21 protein-coding genes and 1 tRNA gene are annotated in these 24,726 nt (G+C 69.2%); 7 read left to right on the top strand and 15 right to left on the bottom strand.

Annotated features, from left to right (window positions below; all coding sequences use genetic code 11):
• Positions 1 to 58: 58 nt before the first annotated feature.
• The gene (locus tag RYH79_RS01945; RefSeq protein WP_370900730.1) at positions 59 to 274 is read right to left on the bottom strand and encodes an Lrp/AsnC family transcriptional regulator; all 216 of its coding nucleotides are present in this window, start codon (positions 272 to 274) and stop codon (positions 59 to 61) included.
• A gap of 17 nt (positions 275 to 291) precedes the next feature.
• Entirely contained in the window at positions 292 to 993 is a 702-nt protein-coding gene (locus RYH79_RS01950) for a potassium channel family protein (protein WP_370895695.1), read from the bottom strand.
• A 107-nt stretch (positions 994 to 1,100) separates the two neighbouring features.
• On the opposite strand from RYH79_RS01950, the gene RYH79_RS01955 reads away from it, so the two are divergent.
• Positions 1,101 to 1,331, top strand: a complete 231-nt coding sequence (locus RYH79_RS01955) for an Lrp/AsnC family transcriptional regulator (protein ID WP_370895697.1) — start codon at positions 1,101 to 1,103, stop codon at positions 1,329 to 1,331.
• Positions 1,332 to 1,756: 425 nt separating this feature from the next.
• On the opposite strand, the gene RYH79_RS01960 is transcribed toward RYH79_RS01955, so the two are convergent.
• Genes RYH79_RS01960 through RYH79_RS01970 form a run of 3 tightly spaced genes read right to left on the bottom strand, consistent with a single transcriptional unit; the run spans position 1,757 to position 6,252 of the window.
• Positions 1,757 to 2,251, bottom strand: coding sequence for a dihydrofolate reductase (locus RYH79_RS01960; RefSeq protein WP_370895699.1), 495 nt, complete (start codon positions 2,249 to 2,251; stop codon positions 1,757 to 1,759).
• 36 nt (positions 2,252 to 2,287) lie between these two features.
• Complete coding sequence (locus RYH79_RS01965) at positions 2,288 to 3,706, bottom strand: sulfatase (protein ID WP_370895701.1); 1,419 nt, start codon at positions 3,704 to 3,706, stop codon at positions 2,288 to 2,290.
• Between the two features lie 26 nt (positions 3,707 to 3,732).
• Positions 3,733 to 6,252: a glycoside hydrolase family 31 protein gene (locus RYH79_RS01970; RefSeq protein WP_370895703.1), complete on the bottom strand. Its 2,520-nt coding sequence runs from the start codon at positions 6,250 to 6,252 to the stop codon at positions 3,733 to 3,735.
• Between the two features lie 450 nt (positions 6,253 to 6,702).
• Between RYH79_RS01970 and RYH79_RS01975 the strand changes: the two genes are divergently transcribed.
• Positions 6,703 to 7,656: a hypothetical protein gene (locus RYH79_RS01975; RefSeq protein ID WP_370895705.1), complete on the top strand. Its 954-nt coding sequence runs from the start codon at positions 6,703 to 6,705 to the stop codon at positions 7,654 to 7,656.
• A gap of 109 nt (positions 7,657 to 7,765) precedes the next feature.
• Entirely contained in the window at positions 7,766 to 8,023 is a 258-nt protein-coding gene (locus RYH79_RS01980; RefSeq protein WP_370895707.1) for a hypothetical protein, read from the top strand.
• On the opposite strand, the gene RYH79_RS01985 is transcribed toward RYH79_RS01980, so the two are convergent.
• Positions 8,020 to 8,445, bottom strand: coding sequence for a DUF1648 domain-containing protein (locus RYH79_RS01985; RefSeq protein WP_370895709.1), 426 nt, complete (start codon positions 8,443 to 8,445; stop codon positions 8,020 to 8,022). The genes RYH79_RS01980 and RYH79_RS01985 overlap by 4 nt on opposite strands.
• 96 nt (positions 8,446 to 8,541) lie before the next feature.
• Between RYH79_RS01985 and RYH79_RS01990 the strand changes: the two genes are divergently transcribed.
• Together RYH79_RS01990 and RYH79_RS01995 are read left to right on the top strand one after the other, a co-directional pair.
• Complete coding sequence (locus tag RYH79_RS01990; protein ID WP_370895711.1) at positions 8,542 to 9,456, top strand: alpha/beta fold hydrolase; 915 nt, start codon at positions 8,542 to 8,544, stop codon at positions 9,454 to 9,456.
• Between the two features lie 74 nt (positions 9,457 to 9,530).
• Complete coding sequence (locus RYH79_RS01995; RefSeq protein ID WP_370895713.1) at positions 9,531 to 11,882, top strand: methyl-accepting chemotaxis protein; 2,352 nt, start codon at positions 9,531 to 9,533, stop codon at positions 11,880 to 11,882.
• A gap of 328 nt (positions 11,883 to 12,210) precedes the next feature.
• On the opposite strand, the gene RYH79_RS02000 is transcribed toward RYH79_RS01995, so the two are convergent.
• The 3 genes from RYH79_RS02000 to RYH79_RS02010 all read right to left on the bottom strand — a co-directional run bounded on the left by RYH79_RS02000 (position 12,211) and on the right by RYH79_RS02010 (position 15,164).
• Positions 12,211 to 12,285, bottom strand: a tRNA-Glu gene (locus tag RYH79_RS02000).
• Positions 12,286 to 12,353: 68 nt separating this feature from the next.
• Positions 12,354 to 14,336, bottom strand: coding sequence for a 3-hydroxyacyl-CoA dehydrogenase/enoyl-CoA hydratase family protein (locus tag RYH79_RS02005; protein WP_370895715.1), 1,983 nt, complete (start codon positions 14,334 to 14,336; stop codon positions 12,354 to 12,356).
• 99 nt (positions 14,337 to 14,435) lie between these two features.
• The gene (locus RYH79_RS02010; RefSeq protein WP_370895717.1) at positions 14,436 to 15,164 is read right to left on the bottom strand and encodes a molybdenum cofactor synthesis domain-containing protein; all 729 of its coding nucleotides are present in this window, start codon (positions 15,162 to 15,164) and stop codon (positions 14,436 to 14,438) included.
• A gap of 84 nt (positions 15,165 to 15,248) precedes the next feature.
• On the opposite strand from RYH79_RS02010, the gene RYH79_RS02015 reads away from it, so the two are divergent.
• On the top strand, positions 15,249 to 16,001 hold the full coding sequence (locus tag RYH79_RS02015) for a LysE family transporter (protein WP_370895719.1): 753 nt from the start codon (positions 15,249 to 15,251) through the stop codon (positions 15,999 to 16,001).
• 51 nt (positions 16,002 to 16,052) lie between these two features.
• Here the strand turns inward: RYH79_RS02015 and RYH79_RS02020 are convergent, their stop codons facing one another.
• The 4 genes from RYH79_RS02020 to pdhA form a co-directional block, all read right to left on the bottom strand.
• The gene (locus RYH79_RS02020; protein WP_370895721.1) at positions 16,053 to 17,042 is read right to left on the bottom strand and encodes an NAD-dependent epimerase/dehydratase family protein; all 990 of its coding nucleotides are present in this window, start codon (positions 17,040 to 17,042) and stop codon (positions 16,053 to 16,055) included.
• Positions 17,043 to 17,231: 189 nt separating this feature from the next.
• On the bottom strand, positions 17,232 to 18,827 hold the full coding sequence (locus RYH79_RS02025) for a dihydrolipoamide acetyltransferase family protein (RefSeq protein WP_370895723.1): 1,596 nt from the start codon (positions 18,825 to 18,827) through the stop codon (positions 17,232 to 17,234).
• 1 nt (position 18,828) lies between these two features.
• A complete protein-coding gene (locus RYH79_RS02030) occupies positions 18,829 to 19,833 on the bottom strand; it encodes an alpha-ketoacid dehydrogenase subunit beta (RefSeq protein ID WP_370895725.1) in 1,005 nt (334 codons plus the stop codon).
• 2 nt (positions 19,834 to 19,835) lie between these two features.
• Positions 19,836 to 20,954 carry a pyruvate dehydrogenase (acetyl-transferring) E1 component subunit alpha gene (gene pdhA, locus RYH79_RS02035; RefSeq protein ID WP_370895727.1) on the bottom strand — a complete coding sequence of 373 codons (1,119 nt, stop codon included), beginning with the start codon at positions 20,952 to 20,954 and terminating at the stop codon, positions 19,836 to 19,838.
• 266 nt (positions 20,955 to 21,220) lie between these two features.
• Here pdhA and RYH79_RS02040 point away from each other — a divergent pair, with 266 nt between their 5' ends.
• Positions 21,221 to 21,493 carry a hypothetical protein gene (locus RYH79_RS02040; protein ID WP_370895729.1) on the top strand — a complete coding sequence of 91 codons (273 nt, stop codon included), beginning with the start codon at positions 21,221 to 21,223 and terminating at the stop codon, positions 21,491 to 21,493.
• A gap of 30 nt (positions 21,494 to 21,523) precedes the next feature.
• On the opposite strand, the gene RYH79_RS02045 is transcribed toward RYH79_RS02040, so the two are convergent.
• The gene (locus tag RYH79_RS02045) at positions 21,524 to 23,653 is read right to left on the bottom strand and encodes a hypothetical protein (RefSeq protein WP_370895731.1); all 2,130 of its coding nucleotides are present in this window, start codon (positions 23,651 to 23,653) and stop codon (positions 21,524 to 21,526) included.
• A 102-nt stretch (positions 23,654 to 23,755) separates the two neighbouring features.
• A complete protein-coding gene (gene lipA, locus RYH79_RS02050) occupies positions 23,756 to 24,697 on the bottom strand; it encodes a lipoyl synthase (protein ID WP_370895733.1) in 942 nt (313 codons plus the stop codon).
• Positions 24,698 to 24,726 lie beyond the last annotated feature (29 nt).

The following is a 24,726-nucleotide window of genomic DNA, read 5'->3' on the forward strand; positions in this document are numbered from 1 at the left end:
CCGGGAGGGGAGCGGTCAGGGTAAAACTTCGCGTCTCCGACGGCCGAACCGGTTCCCGTCAGTCGTCCATCGCGATGTACGTCTGCGTCCGTTCGACCCCCTCCAGCGAACGGACGTCGCCGGCGACGACCCGTTTCACGTCGCCCGGGCTGTCCGTCGTCACCTTCACGACGAAGTCGACGTCGCCGGCGACGATGTGTGCCTCGACGACGTCGTCCGTGTCGGCCAGTGCGGACTTCACCCGGTCCGCCTCGCCGGTGTTGGCCTTCACCATGACGTAGGCGGTGACAGTCACGCGGACTCACCTCCGGCAGCGGCCGCGGCCGCCTCCTCGTCGGACCGGCCCAAGAGGAGCTGACGCACGTCTCCCAACACGTCGAAGTCCGCCAGCACCGCGATCCGGTCGCCCGTCTCCAGAGAGTCGTCCGGCAACGGGATCCCCATCGGGCCGTCGGCCTTGCCGAACGCCAACACTCGAGCCTGCGAGGGGAGCGTCACCTCCGAGAGGTTGTACCCCTTCATCGGGGAGTCGTCCGTGACGGTGAACAACACCACCTGGAGGTTCTCCGCCACGTCCGCGATGGCCTGGAGGTTCCCGCCCAGCAGGGCGTTCTTGGCGCCGATGGCACCCAGTCGCTCCGGGTAGACGATCTCGTCTACCTCCTCGGCGTACTTCTGGTAGATCCCCTCGCGGTAGTCCTCGTCGATCCGCATCACCGTCCGGCAGTCGTGGTGTTTGCCGATCAGGCACGCGGCGAAGTTGGTGTTGAGATCACCCGTCAGCGCACCCAGCGCGTCCGCGTCGGCGACCCCCGCCTCCACGAGCAGCTCCTCGTGGGAGCCGTCGCCCTCGAGACACTCGAACCCGTCCGTGCGTGCCCGAGCCGCACAGTCCGTGTCCGACTCGACGAGGGTCACCTCGTGACCCTCCTCACGCAACACGCGGGCCGTCCGCAGTCCAACCCGACCGGCACCGACGATGAGGAATCGCATACTCCGGCGGTACGACAGGTCTCCGTAAAAGGATTGTCCCACAGCCGCCGGCTGGAGCGGCTGTGTCGCCGGAAACGCTTATCTGTCGAGACGTGGCATCGTATCACATGGTTCGGGCGTACGTGATGGTCCGGGCGGGAACTGGGGCGGTGGAGACGGTGGCCGACGCGGTTCGGGCGACCCCGCACGTCGCGGAGGCACACGTTGTCGCCGGCGACTACGACGTAATCGCGGAAGTCGAGACCGGGGAGATGTACGACGTGATGGAGATCGTCGCCAACGAACTCCACGAGGTCGCGGGCGTCGAGACGACGAAGACGTACGTCTGTATCGAGTGAACGACCCCACCCGACTCTCCCGGCGCTGCGTGCTCCGGTCCTCGGGGGCAGGACTCTGACGTGGACTCCCGGCAACCAGCCACCGACAGCGGACCGGCGACTCTCGCCGTTCGGCGTCCCACCACTCACACGCACGTCCACTCGTGGACAGCAGGTCGAACGGCCGCTGGGATCAGGTTCGCGGCGTGATCGGTCTCGTCGCGGAGGCAGTCGTAGAGCGCGTCCGTGTGGCCGTACCGGTCGTGACACACTCGGTGTGACGGCAGTCGGACCGACGGAACTCGGCGGCACGGTTGGCGCAGTGGAGGCACTGCCGGGCGGACTCCTGAAGGTCGTCGCGTCGCTCGTCGAGAGGGTTCTCCGTGACCGACTCGCCGACTTCGTTCACTCCGTGAGGTCGGAGACCCCACCTCGAGACTGCCGGCCTACAGCTCTCGCCGCGGGGCCGGCGTGGTGTTCTCGTACTCGACGAGCCGGAAACGGTCGTACTCCCGTTCGTTCACGACCTCCCAGCCGGCGCCGAGGTACGGGAACACGGCGTCGCCCTCGAGCTGCTCTGGCAGTTCGGAGACGAACGCTCGGTCGGTGAACGGGAGGAACGTCCGGTAGACGGCGCCGCCGCCGATGACCGACAGCACGCTCCCCCCGGCTGCCTCGGCGGCCGCGACGGCGGCCGCTCGCGAGGTGACGAACGCCACGTCGTCGCGTTCGCTCGTCCGGTCCTCGTCGCGGGTCAACACCAGGTTCGTCGACTCCGGAATCGGCTCCATCTCCTCGAACGTCTGTCGGCCGACGACCACCGGGTCACCTCGAACCCGGTCGCGGTACTGGTCGAAGTCCTCCGGGTACGACCACGGCACCCCACTGTCCACGCCGACCCCGCCCGTCCGCGACACCGCGACGACTGCCTGAATCTCCATACGACCGACAGGCTCCGGAGGAGAAAACACCCTGCGTTAGCGGTAGCCGATGTTGGCGAGGTGTTCTAACACCTCCTCGGGGAGTTCCTCCTCGCCGTCCGCCCGCGGGCTCGCCGACGACGGCTCGGCCCGGTCGGCGGCGATCCGGTCGACCACGACGGACGGCTCCCCCGGCCCGGTTCCGAGCCGACCCTGGGCGTCGTGGGCGTGGACCCGCGCCGCCTCGCCGTCCCAGTAGGCCACCTTCTCGACGCCCGGTCCGGCCAGGTCACGGTACAGCGCCGCCGACTCACTCACGTACTGCTCGTGGTCGTCGCCACAGAACTCTCGGGCGGTCTGGAGCTTCGGCCCGTCGATGGGCCGCCGGTACACCAGCGTCTCGCCGCCGGGCGCCGCGAAGACGCCGTCGTCGACCGCCGTGCGAGCGGGTTCGTCGCTCCCGTCCCCCTCGCCGCCACTGTCGTCCCTCTCGCCGCCACCGTCGTCGCCGTCGAACCCCGTCACGGGCTCGACCCACCGTTGTACGGCCGCGGGGAACCGCGCAATCGTCGCCAGATCGTCGATCCGGCGGGCGGTCGCCTGGCCGGGCGCCCGAACCACGAGCGGGACGTGTGTCAGGTGTTCGTGGGTGCCGAGGGTGTGGGCGATCGACGCCGGACCGTCCGCCAACGGCGACAGCTCCCCCAGACCGTCGCCGTGGTCGGCGGTGACGACGACGAGTGTGTCGTCCAACAGTCCGCGGTCGGCCAGCCCGCCGACGACGCGCTCGGCGACGGCGTCGGCCTGTCGAATCCCCCCGTCGTACAGCGGGGCCAGCGCGTCCAGGTACCACAGCGGGTGCCGGCCGCCGTAGAACTTCCAGACGAACTGGCCGCGGCCGATCTCCGACTGGAGCCGCCGGGCCTCCTCGTCGCCCCACTCGTCGTACGCCGGCAGGGGGAGGTACGGCCGGTGACCGTCCATCACGTTGACACACGCCCCCCACGCCCCGTCCCGGTCGTCGACCCACTCCAGGAACTGGTCGGCGTACCAGAACCCAGTGGGTGCCTCCATCTCGAAGTCCCCCGGCTGTTCGTGGTCCGTCGGCACCTCGCTGGGCACACCACGGACGGTGTCGAACGGCCCACCCAGCCCGACCGGGTGGTCCGTGATGTACACGTTCGAGGAGAACACGCCGGTGTCGTAGCCGGCCTCGCTCAGCGCGTCCCAGACGCTGTCGCCGCCGTCGGCGGTCGTCGTGATCTCGATTCCGTGGCTCGGCACGCTCCGCCCGGTCCAGACACTGGCGTGCGAGGGGAGACTCCAGGTGCTCGGGGCGCGGGCCTGGCCGTAGACGGTCGACTCGGCCGCGAACGACTCCAGGAACGGGGTCGTCGCCCGTCGGTGGCCGTGTAGCGAGGTGTTGGCCGCCCGCACGGAGTCCAACACGACTAACAGTACGTTCGGTTCGGTCACTGCTGTCGCTGGGTCGGCCGCCGATTTCAGCGTTCCGTCCCGTCGACGCGGACCACGACGGCCGTCTCCAGAATACGGTCGTCGGCTGCTGCCTCGTGGACAGAGTCGTCGGCTGCCGTCTCGTGAACTGCGTCCGCGTCGACCTCCGTCCCCCCGCGCACGACCCGGACCGCCGGCACCGTCTCGACACCCTCCAAGAGCACTCGGTACGTCCGGTCGGTCCCCGCGGGCAGCCGGACGACGGTCTCGCCGTCGGCGACGGTCACCTCGGCCGTCTGTCGTCGGCCGTCGACGACCCACGCACCCGACGCCGCCCCGTCGTCGTCCGGGAACGCCCGGAGCGTGAGCGGGTCGGCGTCGCAGGCCCCGACGTGCGGACCGGGTGTCTGCTCGGCGACGAGCGAGCCGACGGCCCACAACACCGGCAGTTCGCTCCGCGGGGACGACAGCCGGCAGCGCGTCGGTCCGTCGACCCGTTCGCCCGTCCAGTGGTCGACCCAGACGCCGTCCGGGAGGTGGACCGTCAGCGGCTCTCCGGGTGCGGTGTCCGGCCGGACGAACAGACTGTCGCCCACGAGGTGGCCCAGCGACTCCACGGGCACGTCCGCGTCCGGGCGGGCGACGTGTGTCGGCCGCAACAGCGGGAGCCCGGTCTCGCTCGCCAGCCGGGCGTGGTGTGTCAGATACGGCAGCAGTCGGTAGCGCAGCCGGGCGTACTCCCGGACGGTCGCCGCGATGTCGTCGCCGAACGCCCACGGCTCCCGCGGGCTCTTCCCGTGGAACCGTGGGTGTGACAGCGCCAGCAGCCCCCACTGCGCCCACCGGCGGTAGAGGTCCGGCGACGGGGTCGGCTTGTAGCCGCCGATGTCGCAGCTCCAGAACGGCACGCCGGAGGCGGCCAGGCTCAGCCCCCCGCGGACGCTGGCGACGAACCCGGCCTCCGTCGCGGTCGCGTCCCCGCCCCAGTGGACGGGGTACTCCTGTGCGCCGGCCCAGCCGGACCGCGACCACAGCAACGGTGTCTGCTCGCCCTCGCTGCCGTCGCCAGTGTCGCTGCCGTCGCCAGTGTCGCTGCCGTCGCCAGTGTCGCTGCCGTCGCCAGTGTCACTGCTGTCGCCAGTGTCACTGCTGTCGCCAGTGTCACTGCTGTCGTCGCCCTCGTCGAACGCCCCCGCGACGGCCCGTTGGTACGCCACCGGGTAGTCGTTGTGCGCCGCCCGTCCGGTCCGGCCGTCACTCACGACGGCCTCCGGCGGGAGGTACTCTCCGAAGTCGGTCTTGAACACGTCGACACCCTGGGCCAGCAGCCGACGGTGACGCTCCCGCCACCACTCGACGGCGTCCGGGTCGGTGAAGTCCACCACGCCCGCTCGGGTGTCCGACCGACTCGGTCGCCGGACGACCAACGGTCGACCGTTGCCGTCCTCGGCCAGGTAGCCCTCGTCGTGCGCCTCGGCGAACGTCTCCGTCCCGACCTTCGGGTAGGGGTACTCCCAGACGGAGACGTGGAAGCCGTCGTCCGCGAGGTCCGCGAGGAGCCCCTCCGGGTCCGGGAACGCCTCGCGGTCCCACGTCAGGTCCATCGCGTCCGTGTCCATCCACCCCGGGTCGAGGTGGAGCAGGTCCGCGGGGGTCCCGGTGTCGCGCAGTCGGTCGGCGACCGCCCGCACCTCCGCGGCCGACTCGTAGCTGTTGCGCGACCACCAGACCCCGAGCGACCACTCCGGCACCCGCGGCGGGCGACCGGTGAGCGCGGTGTACCGCTCCAGCACCGTCTCCGGGTCACCCCGGAACACGACCGCGGTGAGGCTGCTGTCGGCGACCGCCAGCCGGGTCGTCCCCGGAGCGGTCGCGCCGAAGTCGAAGGTCGCGTCGGCGGTCGTGTCGAGGAACACCCCGTAGCCACGGTCCGAGAGGTACATCGGTACCGGGAAGTACGTCTCCCGGCTGCCGGTGCCGTTGGGCTGAGACACCCGGGCCTCGATCCGGTCGCCGCGGTGGCAGACGCCGCCGAACTGCTCGCCCAGCCCGAACGGGCGCTCGTCGGGCGGCAGCCGCACGGACAGCCCGGTCTCCGTCACCGTCAGCGGCCAGCCCCCCCGCTCGGACTCGGTGAACCCCGTCGGCGGCACGACCGGCCGCTCGCGGCTGTCCGTCTGACTCCCGGTCGACAGCAGCGTCGTGTCGCGCGTCTCGTCACGGACGGTCAGGCTCGCGGCCTCGCAATCGAGGGTCACGCCGAGCCCGTCCGTCCGGGCCCGGACCGCGCCGTCGGTCTCGTCGACCCGGAGGCTCGTCGGCTCGCGGAGCGTGTCGTACGACAGTCCGAGCGGAGAGTCGCCGGCCGGCACCGCCTCCGGGTCCGGCGACAGCTGGACGCGGACGGCGTCTTCGGACAGGAACTCGACGGCCAGTCGCGGACGACGGCCGTCCGACAGCTCCGCGGGCGGACCGGCGCCGGAGACGCCCCGGGTGGTCGTCCGACAGTCGACGGTGTCGCCGTCGCGGTCCCACTCCGTCACCGCCGCGAGTCCGACGTGTGTCACGCCCGGCCGTCGGGCCGACGGGGAGATAAGTCCCGCGTCGCCGTCGGCGAAGTCGTCTCACCCGGTGACGGTCGAGCCCCGCGCGTTCGGCGACAGCCAGGTGAGGCCGACGGCGACGATATCTAGGTCGCCGCCCCTACCAGTGTCCAAGCTTCAATTTCTAGAACAAATAAAGTAATCGATGTCTGAAATTCGAACGTTGGGGATCTTCACCGGGAAGACGATCCATTCCGAAAAGAACTTATTAGCTACTGGCTGACGTAGGTTTACCCCAGATAAAAATATCCAGCGATGAAAAAAGACAGAGTTCTGTCGAAACGCCGTCGTTTCATCCGTGCTGTCGGGGGAACAGCAGCAGTCGCTTCGATGCCGGCTAACGTGGCTGGGAGAGTAGCGTCCAGCGGCCCGCCGAGCGTGACGGTGAGCATCCGGAGAAGTCGAGAGAACCCGATGTCGTTGAGACAGGCGAACGCGCGTCTGAAGGCGGCAGTCTCCCGGTTCCGCGACGAGGCGGGCTTCGAGAGAGGAATCGGGTACTCTCAGGAGGACACCTCCGAGGCGAGAGACGTGTACGCACTGACCGTCCACGTCGACGAGGAGGGTCGTCCTGCATCGTACGTCGGATCTGTCCACAGTGGACCGGAGGCGACAGCGGGTGACGACCCCGAGGTGATCGAGCGGCTCCACCGGAGAGCCGACGAGTTCGAGGCTCGTGTGACGGACTCGATCACGAACGTCAGTCGGCTTGCAGGTGGCGACTCGGGCCCGATCGCCACCGCGTCTCCGAGCCCCGAGTGGCGAGTGTTCGAGTCACCACAGAGGGATACGGTATCAGACTGGGGGGTGCTCCAGACGAACACGGACATCGGGAGCTACGTCTACAACGACGACGACGAAGCGAAAACCTACCACTTCGGGACGTTCACCTCTCACCTCAACAGCCCGGGAGTCCAGGAGTACGGCAACAACTACCACCAGAACGAGGGGAGAGTCGAACACGACTACGACACTGGACTCTCTGTCGATCTCAGCCGCTACGCCCCGAGTTCGAACAAGACGAGCGACTACTCCTACAGCGGGTCGATTTCGGCCGGCGTCTCTGGGGCAGATCTGACGGTCGGGGCGTCGTACGATCCAACTAACGTGTCCCGCTTCGACGAGTCCAAGCTCACCGAAGACCGCGCTGTCTGGGACTGGGAGTACAACAACAAACTACTGTGGGACGGTGCGACAGAAGAAGCGGACACGTTCGGGCCGTCGTCACTGGGCTACACCACAACCACGCCGGAACAGAACGACCTGATCGTCACTATCGACCGGTCGGCAGACTGGTTCGACCCGAGGCGGGGAGAACGCAGTCCGAACCTGTCTTCGGTCACGCTCGTCAGGTACGACACGCCCTGACGACAGGCGCAGGCTGCCAAACAACGACACAACCGCATCGGCACTCCTCCTGTACGCCGGGTGGACGACAGCCGATGCAGTCAACCCCGCGGGCGCCCCACCCTCGGGCGTGCTCGCACTCGACATCGAGAACTTCCTCGTGGAGATCGACGACGGCAGCGTGAAGAACGTCGGCCCGCAGACGAAGTCGGCGACTGCGAAGCTGTTCCACCCGGAGACCGTAGACGCCCGGGCGTTCGGCGACAGCCAGGTGAAGCTGACGGCGACGGACGACGACGGCAACGAGGTTCAGATCGCCGTCTCCCCGGCGCAGGCGGCGGCGCTCGCCGAGCAACTGCGGGACCTGGAAGCGACTGCCTACGACTAACCCCGGACGAATCGCGGGATACCACGGTACTGGACGTAGACGAGGGCCCCGGCGACGACGACGATCGGCCCGACCGCAGCCGTCACGTCCACCTGAACCCCGAGGTTCCACAGCAGGACGATCCCGTGGACGTACGTCAGCGTCACGCCGGTGAACAGGATCCCGAGCGACGTGACAGTCGGGTCCGCGGGGTTCCGTTCGAAGAGCCAGACGAAGCCGATCACCGCGAGCCCGAGCGCAGGCACCAACAGGACGCCTCGGAGTTTCGAGACGAACTGGTCCGGGCCAGCCGGGCCGAAGTGGATCGCCATCTCTGCCGGCAGCGCCGGCCAGGCGACGAGCCCCGCCAGCCCGCCGACGAGGACGAGTCCGCCCGCCAGGAGACTGGCCGTGCGGACGGTGAGGGTGTCGAGGAGCCTCATACGAGACCGGACGCGGGTTCGACTGTTCAACGTTTCGGCGGCTCTCTGCGCCCGAGACCGACGGGCTCTTGCGGTCGACACGTCTCGTATCCGGCGATGGAGACAGCCACACAGCGGGACCCTCCGACGGACGCGGAGCTGCTGTCCGTGCCGGCGTCGTCCGAGCGGATCGCCGGCGACGGCGTCGACCTCCACGTCGTCACCGCGGGCGACCCGGAGGACCCGCCGGTCGTCCTGTTGCACGGCTTCCCGGACTTCTGGTACGGCTGGCGCGAACAGGTACCGGCGCTCGTGGACGCGGGCTACCGCGTGGTCGCCCCGGACCAGCGCGGCTACAACCTGAGTGACGCGCCCGAGGCCGTCCGCGACTACCGGATCGACCGACTCGTCGCCGACGCTGCGGCGGTGGTCCGGTCCACCGGCCGTGAGTCGGCGCACGTCGTCGGTCACGACTGGGGGGCGATGGTCGCCTGGAGTCTGGCGCTGCGGCGGCCGTCGCTCGTCGATCGATTGGGGATCGTCAACGTCCCACACCCGACCGTGTTCGGCCGGACGCTGCGGTCGAACCCCCGGCAGATCCTCCGGTCGACGTACGCCTTCGGGATGCAGCTCCCCCGGCTGCCGGAGTGGGCGCTGTCGCGCAACGACGGTGACCTCCTGGCGAGCACACTGGAGTCGACCGCCCGGCCGGGGACGTTCTCGGCGGCGGAGCTCCGGCGCTACCGCGCCGCCTGGGACCACCCGGGTGTCGTCCGCGGGATGGTCAACTGGTACCGAGCCGCCGGCCGCTACGGCATCAGACCGCCGGTCGACCGGGTCGAACCCTCGACGCTCGTCGTCTGGGGCGAGGAAGACGACGCGCTCGTGCCGGAGATGGCCGGCGAGAGCGTCGAGTTCTGTGTCGACGGCCGACTCGAACGGTTCCCGAACGCTTCACACTGGGTCCACCTGGAACGCCCGGACACGGTCTCCGACCTGCTGGTCGACCACCTCGACGCCGCGGGCGACTGACGGGAGCCGAGCATAAATTCAAAGACGATTATCACGTTCGAGTATCACGACGACAGCCTCTTTCCCGGGATCCCGTGACTGCGTCACAGGTACTCATGGAGTTGGATCCACGTGACAGCTACGGGGGGAAGGTGGTCGTCGGTTTCCTGTTGATAGTTCTCGTCGGCGGTGGGGTCGGGGGTGTGCTCGTGACGGACATCCAGTCGGAGATCAGAGGCGACAAGCTCGCGGCGCTGACGGCGGAGTCGGACCTCCAGGAGGACACCGTCTCGACGCTGCTGGGGAACCTCCGCGAACGGACGCTGTCGTTGTCCGGCACGGTCGTCTCCGTGAGACGGCAGGCGACAGACGAGACGGCCGTGGAGGGGACGCTCCGGCGGGAGTTCGAACGGCGCGTGGAGCGGTCGAACGCGACGAGCGTGGTCGCTCTCGCGGACGGCGACACCGGTGAGATCCTCGTCTCCTCGGAGTCGGACTTGGAGGGGGTGTCGGCGGCGATCGTGGGGTACGACGTCCCAGAGAACCTCACCGCCGGTGAGACGGTTCTCCGGGTGTCGATCGACGGCGGCACGGAGTCGTGGATCGTCTACACCCGAACGAGCGACGGCGACGTGTTGCTCCACGTCACGCCGTTGTCGTTCGCGGAGGCGGAGCTGGAGGGGGTGCTGGACGCCAGTCGGACGCGGATCGTGGACGACCGTGGCCGAGTCGTGTACGACTCCGTCGACGAGGAGCTCGTCGGCACGCAACACGTCGCCGGCGAGGGAGTCGACTCCCCGGCGGTCGCCGCGGGGCTGGCACGGGGGAGCGAGACCGGGACCCGCACCGTCGACGGCGACCGGACCCCGTTGAACGGGACCGCCGTCGCGGCGTACGACGGCGTCGCCGGCGTCGACTGGACGGTCGTCTCCTACACCCAACCGGGGGCGTTGTTCTCCACCGTCCAGTTGCTGTGGCGTGACCTGTTGATCCTGTTGACCGTCGTCGGCGTGTTGCTCGCCGGCTACGGCCTCACCGTCGAACGACCGACCGCCCGTCGGATGACGGAGCTCCGGGGAGTCGTGGAGCGACTCCGAGACGGCGAGCTGGACGAGCCGGTCGAACGGACCCGTCGTGACGAACTGGGTGACCTCGCGGCCGGGCTCGACACGATGCGGGAGAACCTCGCGGCCGAGATCGACCGCGCCCGGACGGCCCGCACGGAGGCGGAGACCGCCCGCGAGGAGGCGGAGGCGTTGTCCGACCGCCTCGCCCGGACGGCAGACGACTACGCCGCGTCGCTGTCGCGGCTCGCGGACGGCGACCTCACGGTCAGGGTCGACGCAGACCGGGACCACGACGGGATGGCGACCGTCGGCGAGACGCTCAACGAGACGGTCGCACAGTTGGAGACGACAGTCGCGGCCGTCCAGGCGTTCGCCGACGACGTGGCCGACTCGATGGAGACGCTGTCCGGTCGCGCCGACCGGATCGAGACGGCCGCCGACGGCGTCGACGACTCCGTCCGCGACATCGCGGCCGACGCGGACGACCAACGCGACCGGCTCCGCGAGGTGGCCGCGGAGACGGACGACCTCTCTGCGACGGTGGAGGAGGTGGCGGCGACGATGGGTCAGGTCGCAGACAGCGCCGACCGGGCGGGCGACCTCCGGCGGGAGGGGCGCGAGGCGGCCGAGGACGCCGCCGACGCCTTAGACGAGATCCAGGCGGAGACGGACGCGGCCGTCGACGCCGTCGAGGCGTTGCTCGACCAGATCGGCGAGATCGGTGCGTTCGCGGACGTGATCGCCGACGTCGCCGACCAGACGGACATGCTCGCGTTGAACGCCAACGTCGAGGCCGCCCGGACGAACGGAGACGGCGAGGGGTTCGCCGTCGTCGCCGACGAGATCAAGTCGTTGGCCGAGGAGGCCGGGGACCGTGCCGACGACATCGAACGCCTGATCGCGGACGTGGAGACACAGAGCCAGACCACCGCAGCCCGGATGCGCGCCGCCAGCGACCGACTGGCCGACAGCAGCGCCACTGTCGAGCGCGCCATCGAGACGTTCTACGACATCGACGAGGTGGTGGCCGACGTGAACGACGGCATCCAGGACGTGACCCGGGCGACGGAAGACCAGGCGGCCTCGGCGGAGGCGGTCGGCACTACCGTCGACAGTGTCGCCGAGATCGCCGAGCGCACCGCCGTCGAGGCGAACGCCGCAGCCGACGCCACCGACGACCAGACGGACGCCACCCGCGAGGTGGCCGCCACTGCCGAGAGCCTCGCGGCCGACGCCGCCGACCTCTCTGCCGTCGCCGCACAGTTCGACACCGACGCCGACGCGACGGACGTGGACCTGATAGACACCGACGCGGCGGCTCTCGACGGGGCGGATCTCGACGCGACGGACGCCCCGTCGCCCCACGGCGACGACGACTGACTGCCGCCGAGGAGTCGCCGACTGCCGACGCTCCCGCACCCACCGGGATCGACATGGAGCGATCGAGTGAGTTCGGTCGGGCACCGCCCTCTCTGATCGAGTTCACTCTCGTCTGCGGCGACACTGCCCAGGGAACGAGAGGCTGTAGCGGAGCAGTCGCGGGACGGTGCGGTTGCGGAGCGAGGCGGTCGCGGAGCGGGAGCGGCGAGGCACTAGCTCTCGGACGCGAGCGAGGCCGGTAGGGCCGAGCGAGCGCCTCTTCGGTCGACATCTCTGCCCCGAGTGGTGCGCGCCTGCGGCGCGCATCCGAGGCGAAAAGGTCGTGTAGTGCTCGGTCAGGGATTCGAACCCTGGTCGTCGGCTCGAAAGGCCAACATGATTGGCCGGACTACACCAACCGAGCGTACGAGTCACTGCGGCAGCCGCACACTTAACGCCGTCGGATCGACCGAACCGCCCGCCCGCAGTCGTCTACTTCCCCTCGAACTCCGGCTCCTCGTCGCCCATGAACGCCATCACACCCTCCATCAGGTCGTCCGTGTTCATGAGCTGGCCGAACGCCTGCGCCTCGACCGCCAGCCCGGCGTCGGTGTCGTCGCGGCCGGCCAGCATCGCTCGCTTCGTGTACCGCTGTGCCACCGGCGGCCCGGCGGCGAGGTCACGCGCGAGCTCCCAGGCGCGCTCGTCCAGTTCGTCGGGCGCGTGGACCTCGTTCAGGAAGCCGTAGTCGGCCATCGTCTCGGCGTCGTACCGCTCTGCCGTGAAGATAATCTCCTTCGCGCGCCCCTCGCCGACGATGTGCTTCAGCCGTTGGGTGCCACCCCACCCCGGGAGCAGCCCGAGGTCGTGTTCCGGCTGGCCCAACTGCGACCGGTCGGACGCGACCCGCATGTCCGCACAGGTCGCCAACTCCATGCCGCCGCCGAGACAGTAGCCGTCGATGGCGGCGAGCACCGGCATGTCCGCGGCCTCCAGCTTCCCGAACGTCTCCTGTCCCTGCCGGGACAGCTCCGTCCCCTCTAGCGGGTCGCCGCCGCCGGCGGCCATGCTCTGCACGTCCGCGCCGGCCGAGAACGCTCGGTCGCCCGCGCCAGTCAACAGGATCGCCCGCACGTCGTCGTCTGCCTCCAGTGTGTCGACCGCGTCGGCGAGGTCGTCCAACAGCTCGTCGCTGATCGTGTTCATCCGGTGGGGTCGGTCGAGCTCGACGTGACCGACCCGGCCGTCGACGCTCACCGCCAGCGTGTCGAACTCGTAGCCGTCCGTCGTCTCGTCGGTCTCGCCGTCCCCGTGGAACGTCTCGCCGTCCTCGGCCAGGTCACGCAGGAACGCCGTCGCCTCGTAGCGGGCCGCGCCCGTCGCCTCGGCGGCGTCGTCCAGCGTCGCCACCAGATCCGCGACTCCACGGTCGTCCGCCAGCTTCGCCGGGCCGTCCGGGAACCCGGCGCCCAGCTTCACCGCACGGTCGACGTCTGCGGCGTCGGCCACGTCGTCGCCGATCAGCCCCGCGACCTCGTTGGCCATCAGCGCGAGCAGTCGGTCGTGTACGTCCTCGCGGCCGGCGTCGGCCGGAATCTCCGCGCCGTCGCCGTCCTCGTACTCGTAGAAGCCGCTGCCGGTCTTCTTGCCGAGCTCCTCCGCCTCCACCTTCTCCGCCAGGAGCGGACACGGCTCGTAGGCGTCACCCAACTCCGCGTGCATGTACTCCAAGACGTGGTAGCCGACGTCGATTCCCACCTGGTCTGCCAGCTCGAAGCTCCCCATCGGCAGCCCCAGGTCGAACTTCGTCGTGGCGTCCACCTCGGCGACGGTCGCTTCGCCCTCGTGGACGAGCCACGCGGCCTCGTTCATCAACGGGACCAGCACGCGGTTGACGACGAACCCCGGGGAGTCCTTCCGGACCCGAACGGGCGTCTTGTCCATCTCCTCGGCGACCCCTTCGACGGCCGAGAGCGTCTCCTCGCTCGTGTGCGCACCGGAGATCACCTCGACCAGGTCCATCCGCACCGGCGGGTTGAAGAAGTGCATCCCACAGAACTGCTCCGGGCGGTCGGTCTGCTCCGAGAGGTCCGTGATCGAGATGCTGGAGGTGTTCGAGGCGAACAAGGCTCCCTCGGGGGCGTGTTCCTCGACTTCACCCCACACGTCCGCCTTGATCTCCATCTTCTCGGGCACGGCCTCCACCACGAGGTCGGCGTCGCTCACGGCGTCTTCCACCGGCACGACCGCCTCGACGCGCTCCAGCGCCGCGTCGGCGGTCTCCTGGTCGATTCGGTCGCGCTCGGCCAGTTTGTTCAGCGACCACTCGATGCTGTCGTAGCCGTCCTGCACTAGCTCCTCGTCGATGTCCCGCAGCGCGACATCGTAGCCCGCCAGGGCCGCCACCTCGGCGATCCCGTGTCCCATGTTGCCGGCACCCAGCACTGCGACCGTGTTCACGTCTGCCGCGTCCATGCCTGCACGGTCACGTCGCTGGGGATTCAACGTTTCCCTCCGCCGTGACGGGAACGTACGACTCGTTTGTGGGTGTTTCACGGCCGCGGCCGCGAGGGGTTACGCCGGCCCGTCTCCGCCGCCGTCCGCGTCGCCCTCGCTGTCACCGCCCGTGTCGCCCTCGCTGTCACCGCCCGTGTCGCCCTCGCTGTCACCGCCCGTGTCGTCCGCGGCGAGTCCGGCCAGGTGTGGCGCTTCGTGGACGATTATCTCCGCCGCCCCCAGCCGCGCGGCGTTCTCCGACCCCGGGAGACAGAACACGGGGACCCCGCCGGCGACGCCCGCGGTCGCTCGCGTGGCGATCACCGCCGTCCCCACCTCCTCGCGGGAGTACTGTCTGAACAGCTCCCCGAACCCCGGGAGCTCCGTGTCGAGCAGCGACTCGACGGCCTCGACGGTCACGTCGTCCGGTGTCACCCCCGTCCCGCCGGTCGTCACGACACAGTCCACGTCGTCGCGGCCGACCAACGTGTCGACCGTCGACTGGACCGTGTCGAACCCGTCCGGCACGAGTTCTCGGTGAACCACCGCCTCGCCCGCCGCCTCGACGGCCGCCGCGATGGCGTCGCCCGCCGCGTCGTCGTCCAACGTCCGCGAACTCGAGACCGTCACCACGGCGTAGCCCACCGTCTCCAGGTCTCCCGCGTGGTGGTCGTGATCGTGGCCGTCGTGACCCTCGTGATCGTGCCCATCGTCGTGGCCGTGCCCGTCGTGATCCGCGTGACTGTGACCCTCGTGATCGTCGTCCACGTCGTGCCCGCCGTGATCTGCGTGTTCGTGGTCGCTCACACCGACGGCTCCGGCGCGCGGGGGCAAAGAGCCGGCGCTCCGGCGTCGGGTGGACTTTTCACCTCGGGCGACACACTGACGACAGTGACCGAAGCACCGCTCGTGACGCTCCTGGCCGGCGCGTCGTTCGGGCTGGCGCTGGCGGCGCCCCCGGGACCGATGAACGCCGTCATCGCGGAAGAGAGCGTCCTCCGGGGGTGGACCGCCGGCTTCCGCGCCGGGCTGGGCGCCGCCGCCGCCGACGGCGTGTTCCTCCTCCTGGCGGCGCTGGGCGTCGTCGGCTTCGTCGACCGCCTCCCGCTCGTCCGGGGCGGGATGGTCGCGGTCGGCGGCCTGTTGATGTTGTACTTCGCGTACGGCGCCGCCGCCGACAGCGGCGTGTTCGCCGTCCTCCGGGGCGCCGGCGGGCTCTCTGCCGGCTTCTTCGACGACCCCGACGACCCAGACGACCCAGACGACCCTGCGGTCGTCGCCACCGGGTTCCGGAAGGCGTTCGTCCTCGCGTTGACCAACCCCTACCAGGTGTTGTTCTGGCTGACGGTCGGCGTCGGACTGCTCGACCCGGGGGAGATCGACGTGTTCGCAGCCGCCGGCGTGTCGGCGCTCGCCGGCAGCCTCGTCGTCGAGACCGGGAGCCCGGCGTTGCTCGTCGGCTTCTTCGCCGGTATCGGCGTCTGGATCACCGGGTTCCCCGGCGCGCTCGTCGGTGCCCGCCGCCGAGTCGCGTCGCTGGCGCCCGCCGTCGCCGTCGGCTCCGCGCTGCTGTTGGCCGGCTTCGGCGTCGCCTTCCTCGCCGACGCCGCCGGCACGCTCGCGGCCGCGTTGGAACTCCGGTGACCCCGCGGCAGATCGCGTCGCCGACGGGCTCCCGAGCGGTCCGGAGCCAGTTCAGACCGTGTCCAACACGTCCAAGACGGCGTCCCGTTCCTCGCGCCCGGGGTCGTGTTCGCTCCCGTCGCGGTCGCTCTCGCGGTGGGCGGTGACGCTCCGGGCCATCGCCTCCCGTACCGGCGTCGACTCCCAGCCCAGCGACGCCAGCCGGTCCGTCGCGAGAACGTGGGGGTAGTCCCGGTAGAGGACGAAGTCGTCCGTCGACAGCCCCGCGGCCGACAGCTCTCGCTCGCCCGCGGCCACCACCTCCACGTCCGTGTCCGCCACGTCCGCGATCAGTTCCACCATCTCACGGAGCGTGACGAGCCGCCGGTCGCCGACGTTGTACGCCGCCCCCGGCTCGCCGGACGCCGCGACGATCCGCATCGCCGACGCCACGTCCTCCACGTACGCCCGGTGCCAGACGTTGTCGCCGTCGCCCGGCACGATCACCCGATCCTCGGTCGACACTCGCTCGATCCAGTAGTCCAGCCGCTCCGTGTAGTCGTGTGGGCCGTAGACGATACACGGCCGCACGGAGTAGGCGTTCACCCCCGACTCCGCGGCCTCGGCGACCACGCGGTCACCCTCGGCCTTCCGATTCCCGTACGTCTCCGGGCTGTCGTCCGTCGCCTGCTCGTCCGTGCAGTCACACAGCTCCGTCACCCCTTCGCGTCTGGGGATCTCCGCGGCACCGTACGCCGCCCCCGAGGAGACGTACACGTAGCCGTCGACGTCGTCGAACACCTCCGTCGCGGTCGCCACGTCACCCGGCTGGTACGCCACCATGTCGAACACGTACGTCGGCTCGACCGCCAGCTTCGCCGCCTCCAGGTCCCGACGCTCCGTCCGGTCCGTCTCGACGTGATCGACCTCGTCCGTCTCCGCGAACGGATTGTCGTGGTTGCCCCGGTTACAGATCGTCACGTCGTGGCCGTGTGCGAGCAGTTCCTCGACGAGGTGTCTGCCGATGAAACGCGTACCGCCGATCACGAGACTCCTGGTCACGGTCGGGAGTCACGCGGCCGACGTGTGAGCGTTGTGATCCGACGGCGTCGGGAGCGTGCCGTCGGACACCGGAGGTCTGCCGACGGCGTCGGAAGCGTGTCGTCGGACACCGGAGGTCTGCCGGCGGACGCCAACGGAAGGGTGCCGCCCGGCGCGCCGTCGGAGCCCGTCACGGAACGTCCCGTCGGCCTACAGCAACAACAGTTCCGGCGACTCCAGCCGCTCCATCACGGTGTTCGTGAACTGTGCGGCCTCGGCGCCGTCGACCACGCGGTGGTCGATGGAGACGGACAACGGCATCGTCGGCGCCGCGCGCACCTCGCCGTCCTCGGCGACGGCGCGCTCGTCCAACTCACCCACCCCGAGGATGGCCGTCTCGGGGTAGTTGATGATCGGCGTGGCGTACTCCCCGCCGAACACGCCGAAGTTGGAGATGGTGAACGTGCTCCCGCGGAGTTCCTCCGGCGACAGCTCCCGGTTCCGTGCCCGGGTCGCCAGGTCGCTGATCTCCGCCGACAGCTCGACGAGCCCCTTCTCGTCGGCGTCCTCCACGACCGGCACCATCAGCCCGGCGTCCGTCGCCACCGCGATGCCGATGTGGTAGTCGTCCCGGATCACGATCTGTTCGTCCTCCTCGTCCAGCCGGGAGTTGAGGATCGGGAACTCACGGAGCGCGTCCACGACCGCCTTCACCACGAACGGCATGTAGGTGAGCGACACGTCCCGTCGTTCCGCCCGCGGGGCGAGCCGCTCGCGGGTGTCGACGAGGTCGTCCACCGTCGCCGTGTCGTGGTGGGTGACGTGCGGGGCGGTGTACTTCGACTCCGCCATCTTCTCGCCGATACTGCGCCGGACGCCGCGGTAGGCGACCGTGTCGGCGACGCCGTCGTCCGACTCTGCCGTCGTGCCGTTCGTCTCTGCTGCCGCCGGTTCCGTGTCGGCGGTCGCCGTCGCGGCACCGGTCTCGGTCGCCGTGGTCGCCGCGGCGTCGGCCGCCTGCGCCGCCTGCTGTGCCTCGGCGTACGCCTGCACCTGCTCGGCGGTGACGAACGCCTCCCCGTCGCGGGTCTCGTCCGTGGGGACGGCGTCCAGATCCACGTCCTCCTCGTCCGCGACGCGGCGGGTCGCCGGCGCCGCGAGCGTCTGGTCGCGGTCGGCCGTCTCCACTGCCGTCGCCGCGGCGTCGGCCGTCCCGGCGGCGCCGTTGTCGTCGCCGGAGACGACCGACTTGGCGCTGTCTATGTCCACCGACTTCGGGCCGTCCGGCTCTTCACTCGTCGACTCGGCGTGATCGCGCACGTCGGCCACGGTGATTCGGCCGCTCGGGCCAGTTCCCTCTACGGCCGTGATGTCGACGCTACGCTCGCGTGCCTCCCGACGAGCCGACGGCGGGGCGAACACCCGTTCGTCGGAGACGCTCACCTCGCCGTTCTCGGCGTCGCCGGCCGCCGCCGGGGCCGCGTCCGCGTCGACCGTCGTCTCCGCGGGCTCGCTCGACTCGGCCGCGTCCCCAGCCGGGGTCTCGGCCGGCTCGTCGCCGCCCTCGTCCGTCTCGAACACGACGATCACGTCGCCGACGGGCACCATCTCACCCTCCTCGGCGCGGAGTTCGGCGACGGTGCCGTCGAACGGCGACGGCACGTCCACCACCGCCTTGTCCGTCTCCACCTCGGCAACGGGCTGGTCTTCGGTGACGGTGTCGCCGGCCGAGACGAGCCAGCTGACCAGTTCGCCCTCTGCGATCCCCTCGCCCACGTCCGGGAGCTCGAACTCTTCGCGTGCCATGTCAGAACTCCACTGCGTCGCGGATGCCTTCGGCGACGCGCGCTTCGTTGGGCATGTAGTAGTCCTCCAGCGAGTACAGCGGGTACGGCACGTCGTAGCCCGTCACGCGCTGGATCGGTGCCTCCTGGTACAGCAACGCCTCCTCCTGGAGGATCGCGGTGATCTCGCCCGCGAGCCCGCCCGTCTTGGGCGCCTCGTGGACGACACACGCGCGACCGGTCTCCTGGAACGACTCCACGATCGTCTCGCGGTCCAACGGCGACACGGACCGCAGGTCGACCACCTCGGCGTCGATCCCGTCGTCGGCCAGCTCCTCGGCCGCCTCCAGCGTCGGGCGGGTCATCGCGCCGTACGTGAACACGGACACGTCCGACCCCTCCCGGCGGACCGCCGCCTCGCCCAACGGCACCTCGTACGACTCCTCGGGTACGTCACCGCGGAACGCCCGGTAGATCAGCTTCGGCTCCAGGAACACCACCGGGTCCGGGTCGCGGATCGCGGCGATCAACATCCCCTTCGTGTCGTGTGGCGTCGACGGGATCGCTACCTTCAGGCCGGCCTCGTGGGCGTAGAACGCCTCTTTCGACTCCGAGTGGTGTTCCGGCGCCCGAATACCGCCGCCGTACGGCGCACGCAACACCATCGGACAGGTGTACCGTCCCCGCGACCGGGTGCGGAGCCGTGGCATGTGTGAGACGATCTGGTCGAATCCGGGGTACATGAACCCGGAGAACTGGCACTCCGCGACCGGCTTCATCCCCATCGCGGCCATCCCGACCGCAGTGCCGACGATCCCGGACTCCGCCAACGGCGTGTCGATCACGCGGTCGTCGCCGAACTCCTCGTACAGTCCCTCCGTGGCGCGGAAGACGCCGCCGTTCGCGCCGACGTCTTCCCCCATCACCACGACGTTCTCGTCGCGTTCCATCTCCGTCGCCAGCCCGTCTCGAACCGCCTGGACGAGCGTGAGACTCTGTGTCGCCGTCGTCTGCTCTTGTGTACTCATGGTCACTCCTCCGTGAACGCGTCGTCACCGTACTGCTCGCGGATCTGTGCGAACCGCTCGGCCTGGTCGCCCAGCGCCGGGGTCTGTTCCGCGTAGACGTGCTCGAACATGGACTGTGGGTCCGGGTCCGCCGTCGCCTCCGCCTCGTCGATCGCGGTGGCGACTTCGTCTTCGACGGACGACTGGATCGCGGCGACGCGGTCGTCGTCCAGGACACCCTGACTCTGCAGGTACGCCTCCAGCCGCGGGATCGGATCTTTCTCGCGCCAGCGTTCTTCCTCCTCCTCCTCGCGGTAGACGGAGGGGTCGTCGGCGGTCGTGTGAGCGCCGAACCGGTACTGGACGGCCTCGATCATCGTGGGACGGAGCTGTCCCTCCTCGGGGTCCTTGGCCTTCTGAAGCGCCTCGCGTGTGACACTGTAGACGGCCAACGGGTCCATTCCGTCCACCTGGACACCCTCGAAGCCGTACGCCTCCGCCTTCTGTGCCAGCGTCTCGCTGGCGGTCTGGCGCTCCCGTGGGACGGAGATCGCCCACTGGTTGTTGTTACAGAAGAAGACGTTCGGCGTGTCGAACACGCCCGCGAAGTTCAGCCCCTCGTGGAAGTCACCCTCGCTCGTGGCGCCGTCGCCGAAGTAACAGAGGAACGCCCGCCCCGGGTCGTCGTCGTCCGACTGGAGCTTGTCCGCCCACGCCATCCCGGTCGCGTGCGGTATCTGAGAGGCGATGGGCACTGCGACGGTGAACACGTTCGTGTCCTCGTCCGGACTGTTGCCCCGTTCGTCACCCATCCAGTAGCGCAGCGTCTCTTTCAGTTCGAGCCCACGGACGACCGAGGCCGCGTGTTCCCGATAGGAGGGGATCATCCAGTCGTCTTCGGCCATCGCCATCGCCGAGGCGACCTGTGCCGCCTCCTGCCCGGACAGCGGCGGATACGTCCCCATCCGCCCCTGGCGGTTGAGCGACACCGCCCGTTCGTCGAAGTGGCGGGCGAGCTTCATCTGCCGGTACATCGAGACGAGTTCGTCGTCGTCCAGGTCGGGCACGTCACCGACGACACCGCCGTCCTCGTCGAGTACCCGTACCATACCGTCCGCCGGATCACGTTCGAGCGTACTCACGGTACCCACCTTTGCATACTTGCTTCTCCCGCTCTCGCGGCATAGTGTTTTCGTAAGTATTGCCACGCCCTCCGCGCGCGCCGTCGGCACGCTCGTCCGCGACTCGCACGCAACACCACTACAGACTAATACTGGCAACGGCTGCCGGGATTACTGACGTTCCTTTTAAGTACTCCAGTTATCAGGCTGGAGTTGTGTTGTGTAACGCAGGGATTTTAAGCTCGATTATAGAAAACTATAACTTGTACCGGTTACTCCGTACTAGTATGGCTCGCAACGAGTCGACACGGCAGTCGCGAGCGCTCGGCCGCCTCCGTGCGGGCGCGCGGCTCGTGATCACCCTGGCACTCGTCGTCGGGCTGCTCACCGCCCAAGTCGGGTCGGTGGCGGCGACCGGCGGCGAGGCCGACGCAACGACCTCCGAGACTGATGTCGACGTCGAGTGTGGCTTCTGGAGTGCTCTCCTCGATTGGCTCGGCCTCGTGGACAACGGCTGTGCCAGTGCCCTCGAGAACGGGATGATCGGCATCGGCCCGTAGTCGCCCCGACACCACCCCCCAGTTTTCGGCTCACCGACGCTCGTCTAGCTCCTGCTGGAGGTCGTCGGGCCACCACAGCTGTTGTTCGAACACGATGGGCGACTGCGCGATGTTGAGGTACTCCTCCAGCTTCGACCGGGAGACGGAGTACACCCGCTCACGCCCCAGGAGGTACCGTCTGTTCGGGTCCTCCATCAGGGTCGCACGGGCGTAGCCACCGTGTGCCCACGTCTCTAGGTTCTCCGTCAGGATCCGGAACTCGTCGTCGTCGACGCGGAACAGCCACCGCTTCGGCGGGGCCAGCGCGTCGTTCTGTGCGACGACGTGTGAGCCGTCGCCGACGACGGCGTAGTCTTTCGGCATCAGGAGCTGCCGTCGGGCGTAGTCCAGCCCCCGCTTGACCGAGAACCCCAGCACCATCAGTCGGGCGAACGTGGTCCCCACCCGGGCGGCCTCGCTGTCGAGCACGCTCTCGAAGGTGACACCGCCCGCGATAGACCCCTTCCGGATCAACGCCTCCCCCTCCGGGTACGACCCGCAGGCGTTGAGGAAGAACGTCCGTGCGTTCGACTCCGAGAGACTCTCCGTCGAGAGGTAGCCGTCCGCACACTCCAACCCCTCCCGTTCTCGGTGGCCGATGAAGTGGACCAGGTCGTGACCCGCCTCGAACGTCCGGGCCAGCTCCGCGACGGAGATGTTCTCTCGGACGGTGATGTCGAGGTTCAGCTCGTCGGCCCGCGTCTCGTAGTGTTCGATGGCGCGGTCGTGTTCCGCTCGCATGTCCACGTTGTTCAACACGGCAGCCACGGTGAGCCCGCTCCCCTCGCTGTCGAGGTACTTCCGCCGGTTCTCGTACGCCTCGGGGAACGTCTTGAACACCTCGATCGGCACGTCGTCGGCGAGCCAGCCGTGTTCTTGACCCGGACCCAGCTCCGGCTGCACCAGGTCGACGTTCGACACCTCCCGCGTGACACGCCGGAAGGCGTCCGGCTCCCGGTCCGGCAGGTCGCGGGCGAACGTGTCGTTCGAGGACAGCTCCACCCACTCGTCTTCGGTCAGGTCGTGTGACTCCGGGAGAAAGAAGTGCGGCAGCTTCTGGAGCAGGTGCGACAGCGTCGGGACGTGGTCGAACGTCGGCGCGACGTACATCGAGAGGTGCCACTCCGGAAACCGGTCACGCACCGCGTCGAACTCCGTGTCGAGGTACGTCCGCAGCCGTTCTGCCAACGGGGCGTCGTACAGCCGCTCCGGATCCAACTCCAGTTCGTCGAACGTGTCCGCCACCGTCAGCCGCTCCCCGTGTGGCCCGGCGCTGCGGGCGACACAGTCCAGGTAGAAACACCGAGCCAGCGTCTCCGCAGTCCGTCGCTGGAACGTCGGCAGCTCCCCCAACGGCTCCACTCGGCCGGCGCCACGCAACGCCGGCTCCGCGTCCGGCTCCACCCGTACCTCCGCTCCGAGGTAGTGGATCAGCGACGCCCCGGTGAACAGGTACGCCACGTCCGGCGGCACCACGAGTTCGATCCCGGTGTCCGGCCGGTCGTCCGTCACCGTCTCCGGCACCTCCGTCCGGTCGCCGAACTCGATCCGAGGCGGCTCGTTCCGGAGCGTCGGCCAGGTGCGGTCCGGCGACGTGGTCTCGTTGGCGCTCCCCATCGTCGTCAGCGCCGTCGCGACACCCTCGACCGTCTTCGGGACCGTGACGGTCGCCTCCACGATGTCCACCTGGCTCTCGAAGGCGACCGCGACCGGCGTCTGCTCCCGAAACTGGAGCACGTACCGTTCGCTGCCCCCCTCGGTCGCCTCGAACTGCACTGTCGCCGGCCCGTCACACCGGATGAACAGTCGCACGTTGGCGTCCACCCGCAGGAGGTACGGCTCCCTCCCGAGCCGTTCGGTCTCGTCCGGCGCCGCCTGCCGAACCTTCCCGGTGTCCAACTGGATCAGCTCCGTCACCACCGGCGGGAGTTGGAGGCGTCTGACGACGCCCGACACGGTGTGTTGCGGGTCGTCCGGACCCGTCTCCACCGTCGACAACGCGTCCGCGACCGACGGCCCCTCGGCTGCCGACGACCACCCCTCCGTGCCGACCACGACGGTGTTCTTCGCCGCGTCGGTTACCCGGATGCCGTCGTCCAGCCAGGTCGTTTCCATCGACACCTAGACGGTCCGTCCCCCCCGTCCATTTTGCTTTCGTTTCTACTCAAAATTAATTGTCGTGTATCAATCTTTGTTGCGGCAGAAAAGAACGCGATGGGGTCGTCAGTCCCCGGCGCGGGCGGTCGTGCGGGCCGTCTCGACGGACTTCCCTTCGCGGACGAGTGCTTCGACGAAGAACTCTCCGGCCTTGTACGACGACCGGACCATCGGCCCGGAGGCACAGTAGAGGAACCCGAGCTCCTCTTCTGCGACCCGTTGCCAGGTGTCGAAGACGTCCGGGTGGACGTAGTCGAACACGTCCAGGTGTGACCGCGACGGCTGGAGGTACTGGCCCAGGGTGACGATGTCCACGCCGACGTTCCGGAGGTCACGCAGCGTCCGGTACACCTCGTGGTCGTACTCCCCGAGTCCGAGCATGATGCTCGTCTTCGTGTGGATGTCCGACTCCCTGTCCACCTGTTGGAGCACGTCCAAGGTCTGCTCGTAGCCCGCACGGCGGTCCCGGACGGGCCACTGGAGCCGTTCGACCGTCTCGACGTTGTGGGCGATCACGTCCGGCCCGGCGTCGACGATCCGACGGACCGCCGCCGGATCACCGCCGAAGTCCGGGATCAACACTTCCACGAGGATTTCCGGATCCCGGCGTTTGATCTCTCGAATCGTCTCCGCGAAGTGTCTGGAGCCGCCGTCTGCCAGGTCGTCCCGGTCGACGGAGGTCAACACGACGTAGTCCAAGCCGATCTCCGCGACCGCCGCCGCCACGTTCGCCGGCTCGTCTGGGTCCAACGGCTCCATCCCGCCGGTCTCCACGTCACAGAAGTTACACCCACGGGAACACCGGTCGCCCATCAGCATGAACGTCGCCGTCCCGCCGTCGCCGCCACCCCCCTCGCCGCTCCAACACTCGCCCAGGTTCGGGCAGTTCGCCTCCTCACACACCGTGTGGAGGTCACGCTCTCTGAGAGTCTCCTTGATGTCCGTGAACTCCCGTCCGGAAGGGGGTTGCGTCTTCAGCCAGTCCGGCTTCCGCCGCCGACTGCTCATACTCACTACGTGGACGGGGAGTGGCAAAA

The sequence above is a fragment of the Halobaculum sp. MBLA0143 genome, from assembly GCF_041361465.1.
In the GTDB taxonomy this organism is placed as follows: domain Archaea; phylum Halobacteriota; class Halobacteria; order Halobacteriales; family Haloferacaceae; genus JAHENP01.

Coding starts and splice junctions, on each gene's coding strand:
- RYH79_RS01960 (WP_370895699.1), bottom strand. CDS start 2,251: ATGGAGATTCAGGCAGTCGTCGCGGTGTCGCGGACGGGCGGGGTCGGC.
- RYH79_RS02040 (WP_370895729.1), top strand. CDS start 21,221: ATGGCTCGCAACGAGTCGACACGGCAGTCGCGAGCGCTCGGCCGCCTC.
- RYH79_RS01945 (WP_370900730.1), bottom strand. CDS start 274: ATGGTGAAGGCCAACACCGGCGAGGCGGACCGGGTGAAGTCCGCACTG.
- RYH79_RS02025 (WP_370895723.1), bottom strand. CDS start 18,827: ATGGCACGCGAAGAGTTCGAGCTCCCGGACGTGGGCGAGGGGATCGCA.
- RYH79_RS01985 (WP_370895709.1), bottom strand. CDS start 8,445: ATGAGGCTCCTCGACACCCTCACCGTCCGCACGGCCAGTCTCCTGGCG.
- lipA (WP_370895733.1), bottom strand. CDS start 24,697: ATGAGCAGTCGGCGGCGGAAGCCGGACTGGCTGAAGACGCAACCCCCT.
- RYH79_RS01955 (WP_370895697.1), top strand. CDS start 1,101: ATGGTTCGGGCGTACGTGATGGTCCGGGCGGGAACTGGGGCGGTGGAG.
- RYH79_RS01990 (WP_370895711.1), top strand. CDS start 8,542: ATGGAGACAGCCACACAGCGGGACCCTCCGACGGACGCGGAGCTGCTG.
- RYH79_RS02005 (WP_370895715.1), bottom strand. CDS start 14,336: ATGGACGCGGCAGACGTGAACACGGTCGCAGTGCTGGGTGCCGGCAAC.
- RYH79_RS02030 (WP_370895725.1), bottom strand. CDS start 19,833: ATGAGTACACAAGAGCAGACGACGGCGACACAGAGTCTCACGCTCGTC.
- RYH79_RS01950 (WP_370895695.1), bottom strand. CDS start 993: ATGCGATTCCTCATCGTCGGTGCCGGTCGGGTTGGACTGCGGACGGCC.
- RYH79_RS01975 (WP_370895705.1), top strand. CDS start 6,703: ATGTCGTTGAGACAGGCGAACGCGCGTCTGAAGGCGGCAGTCTCCCGG.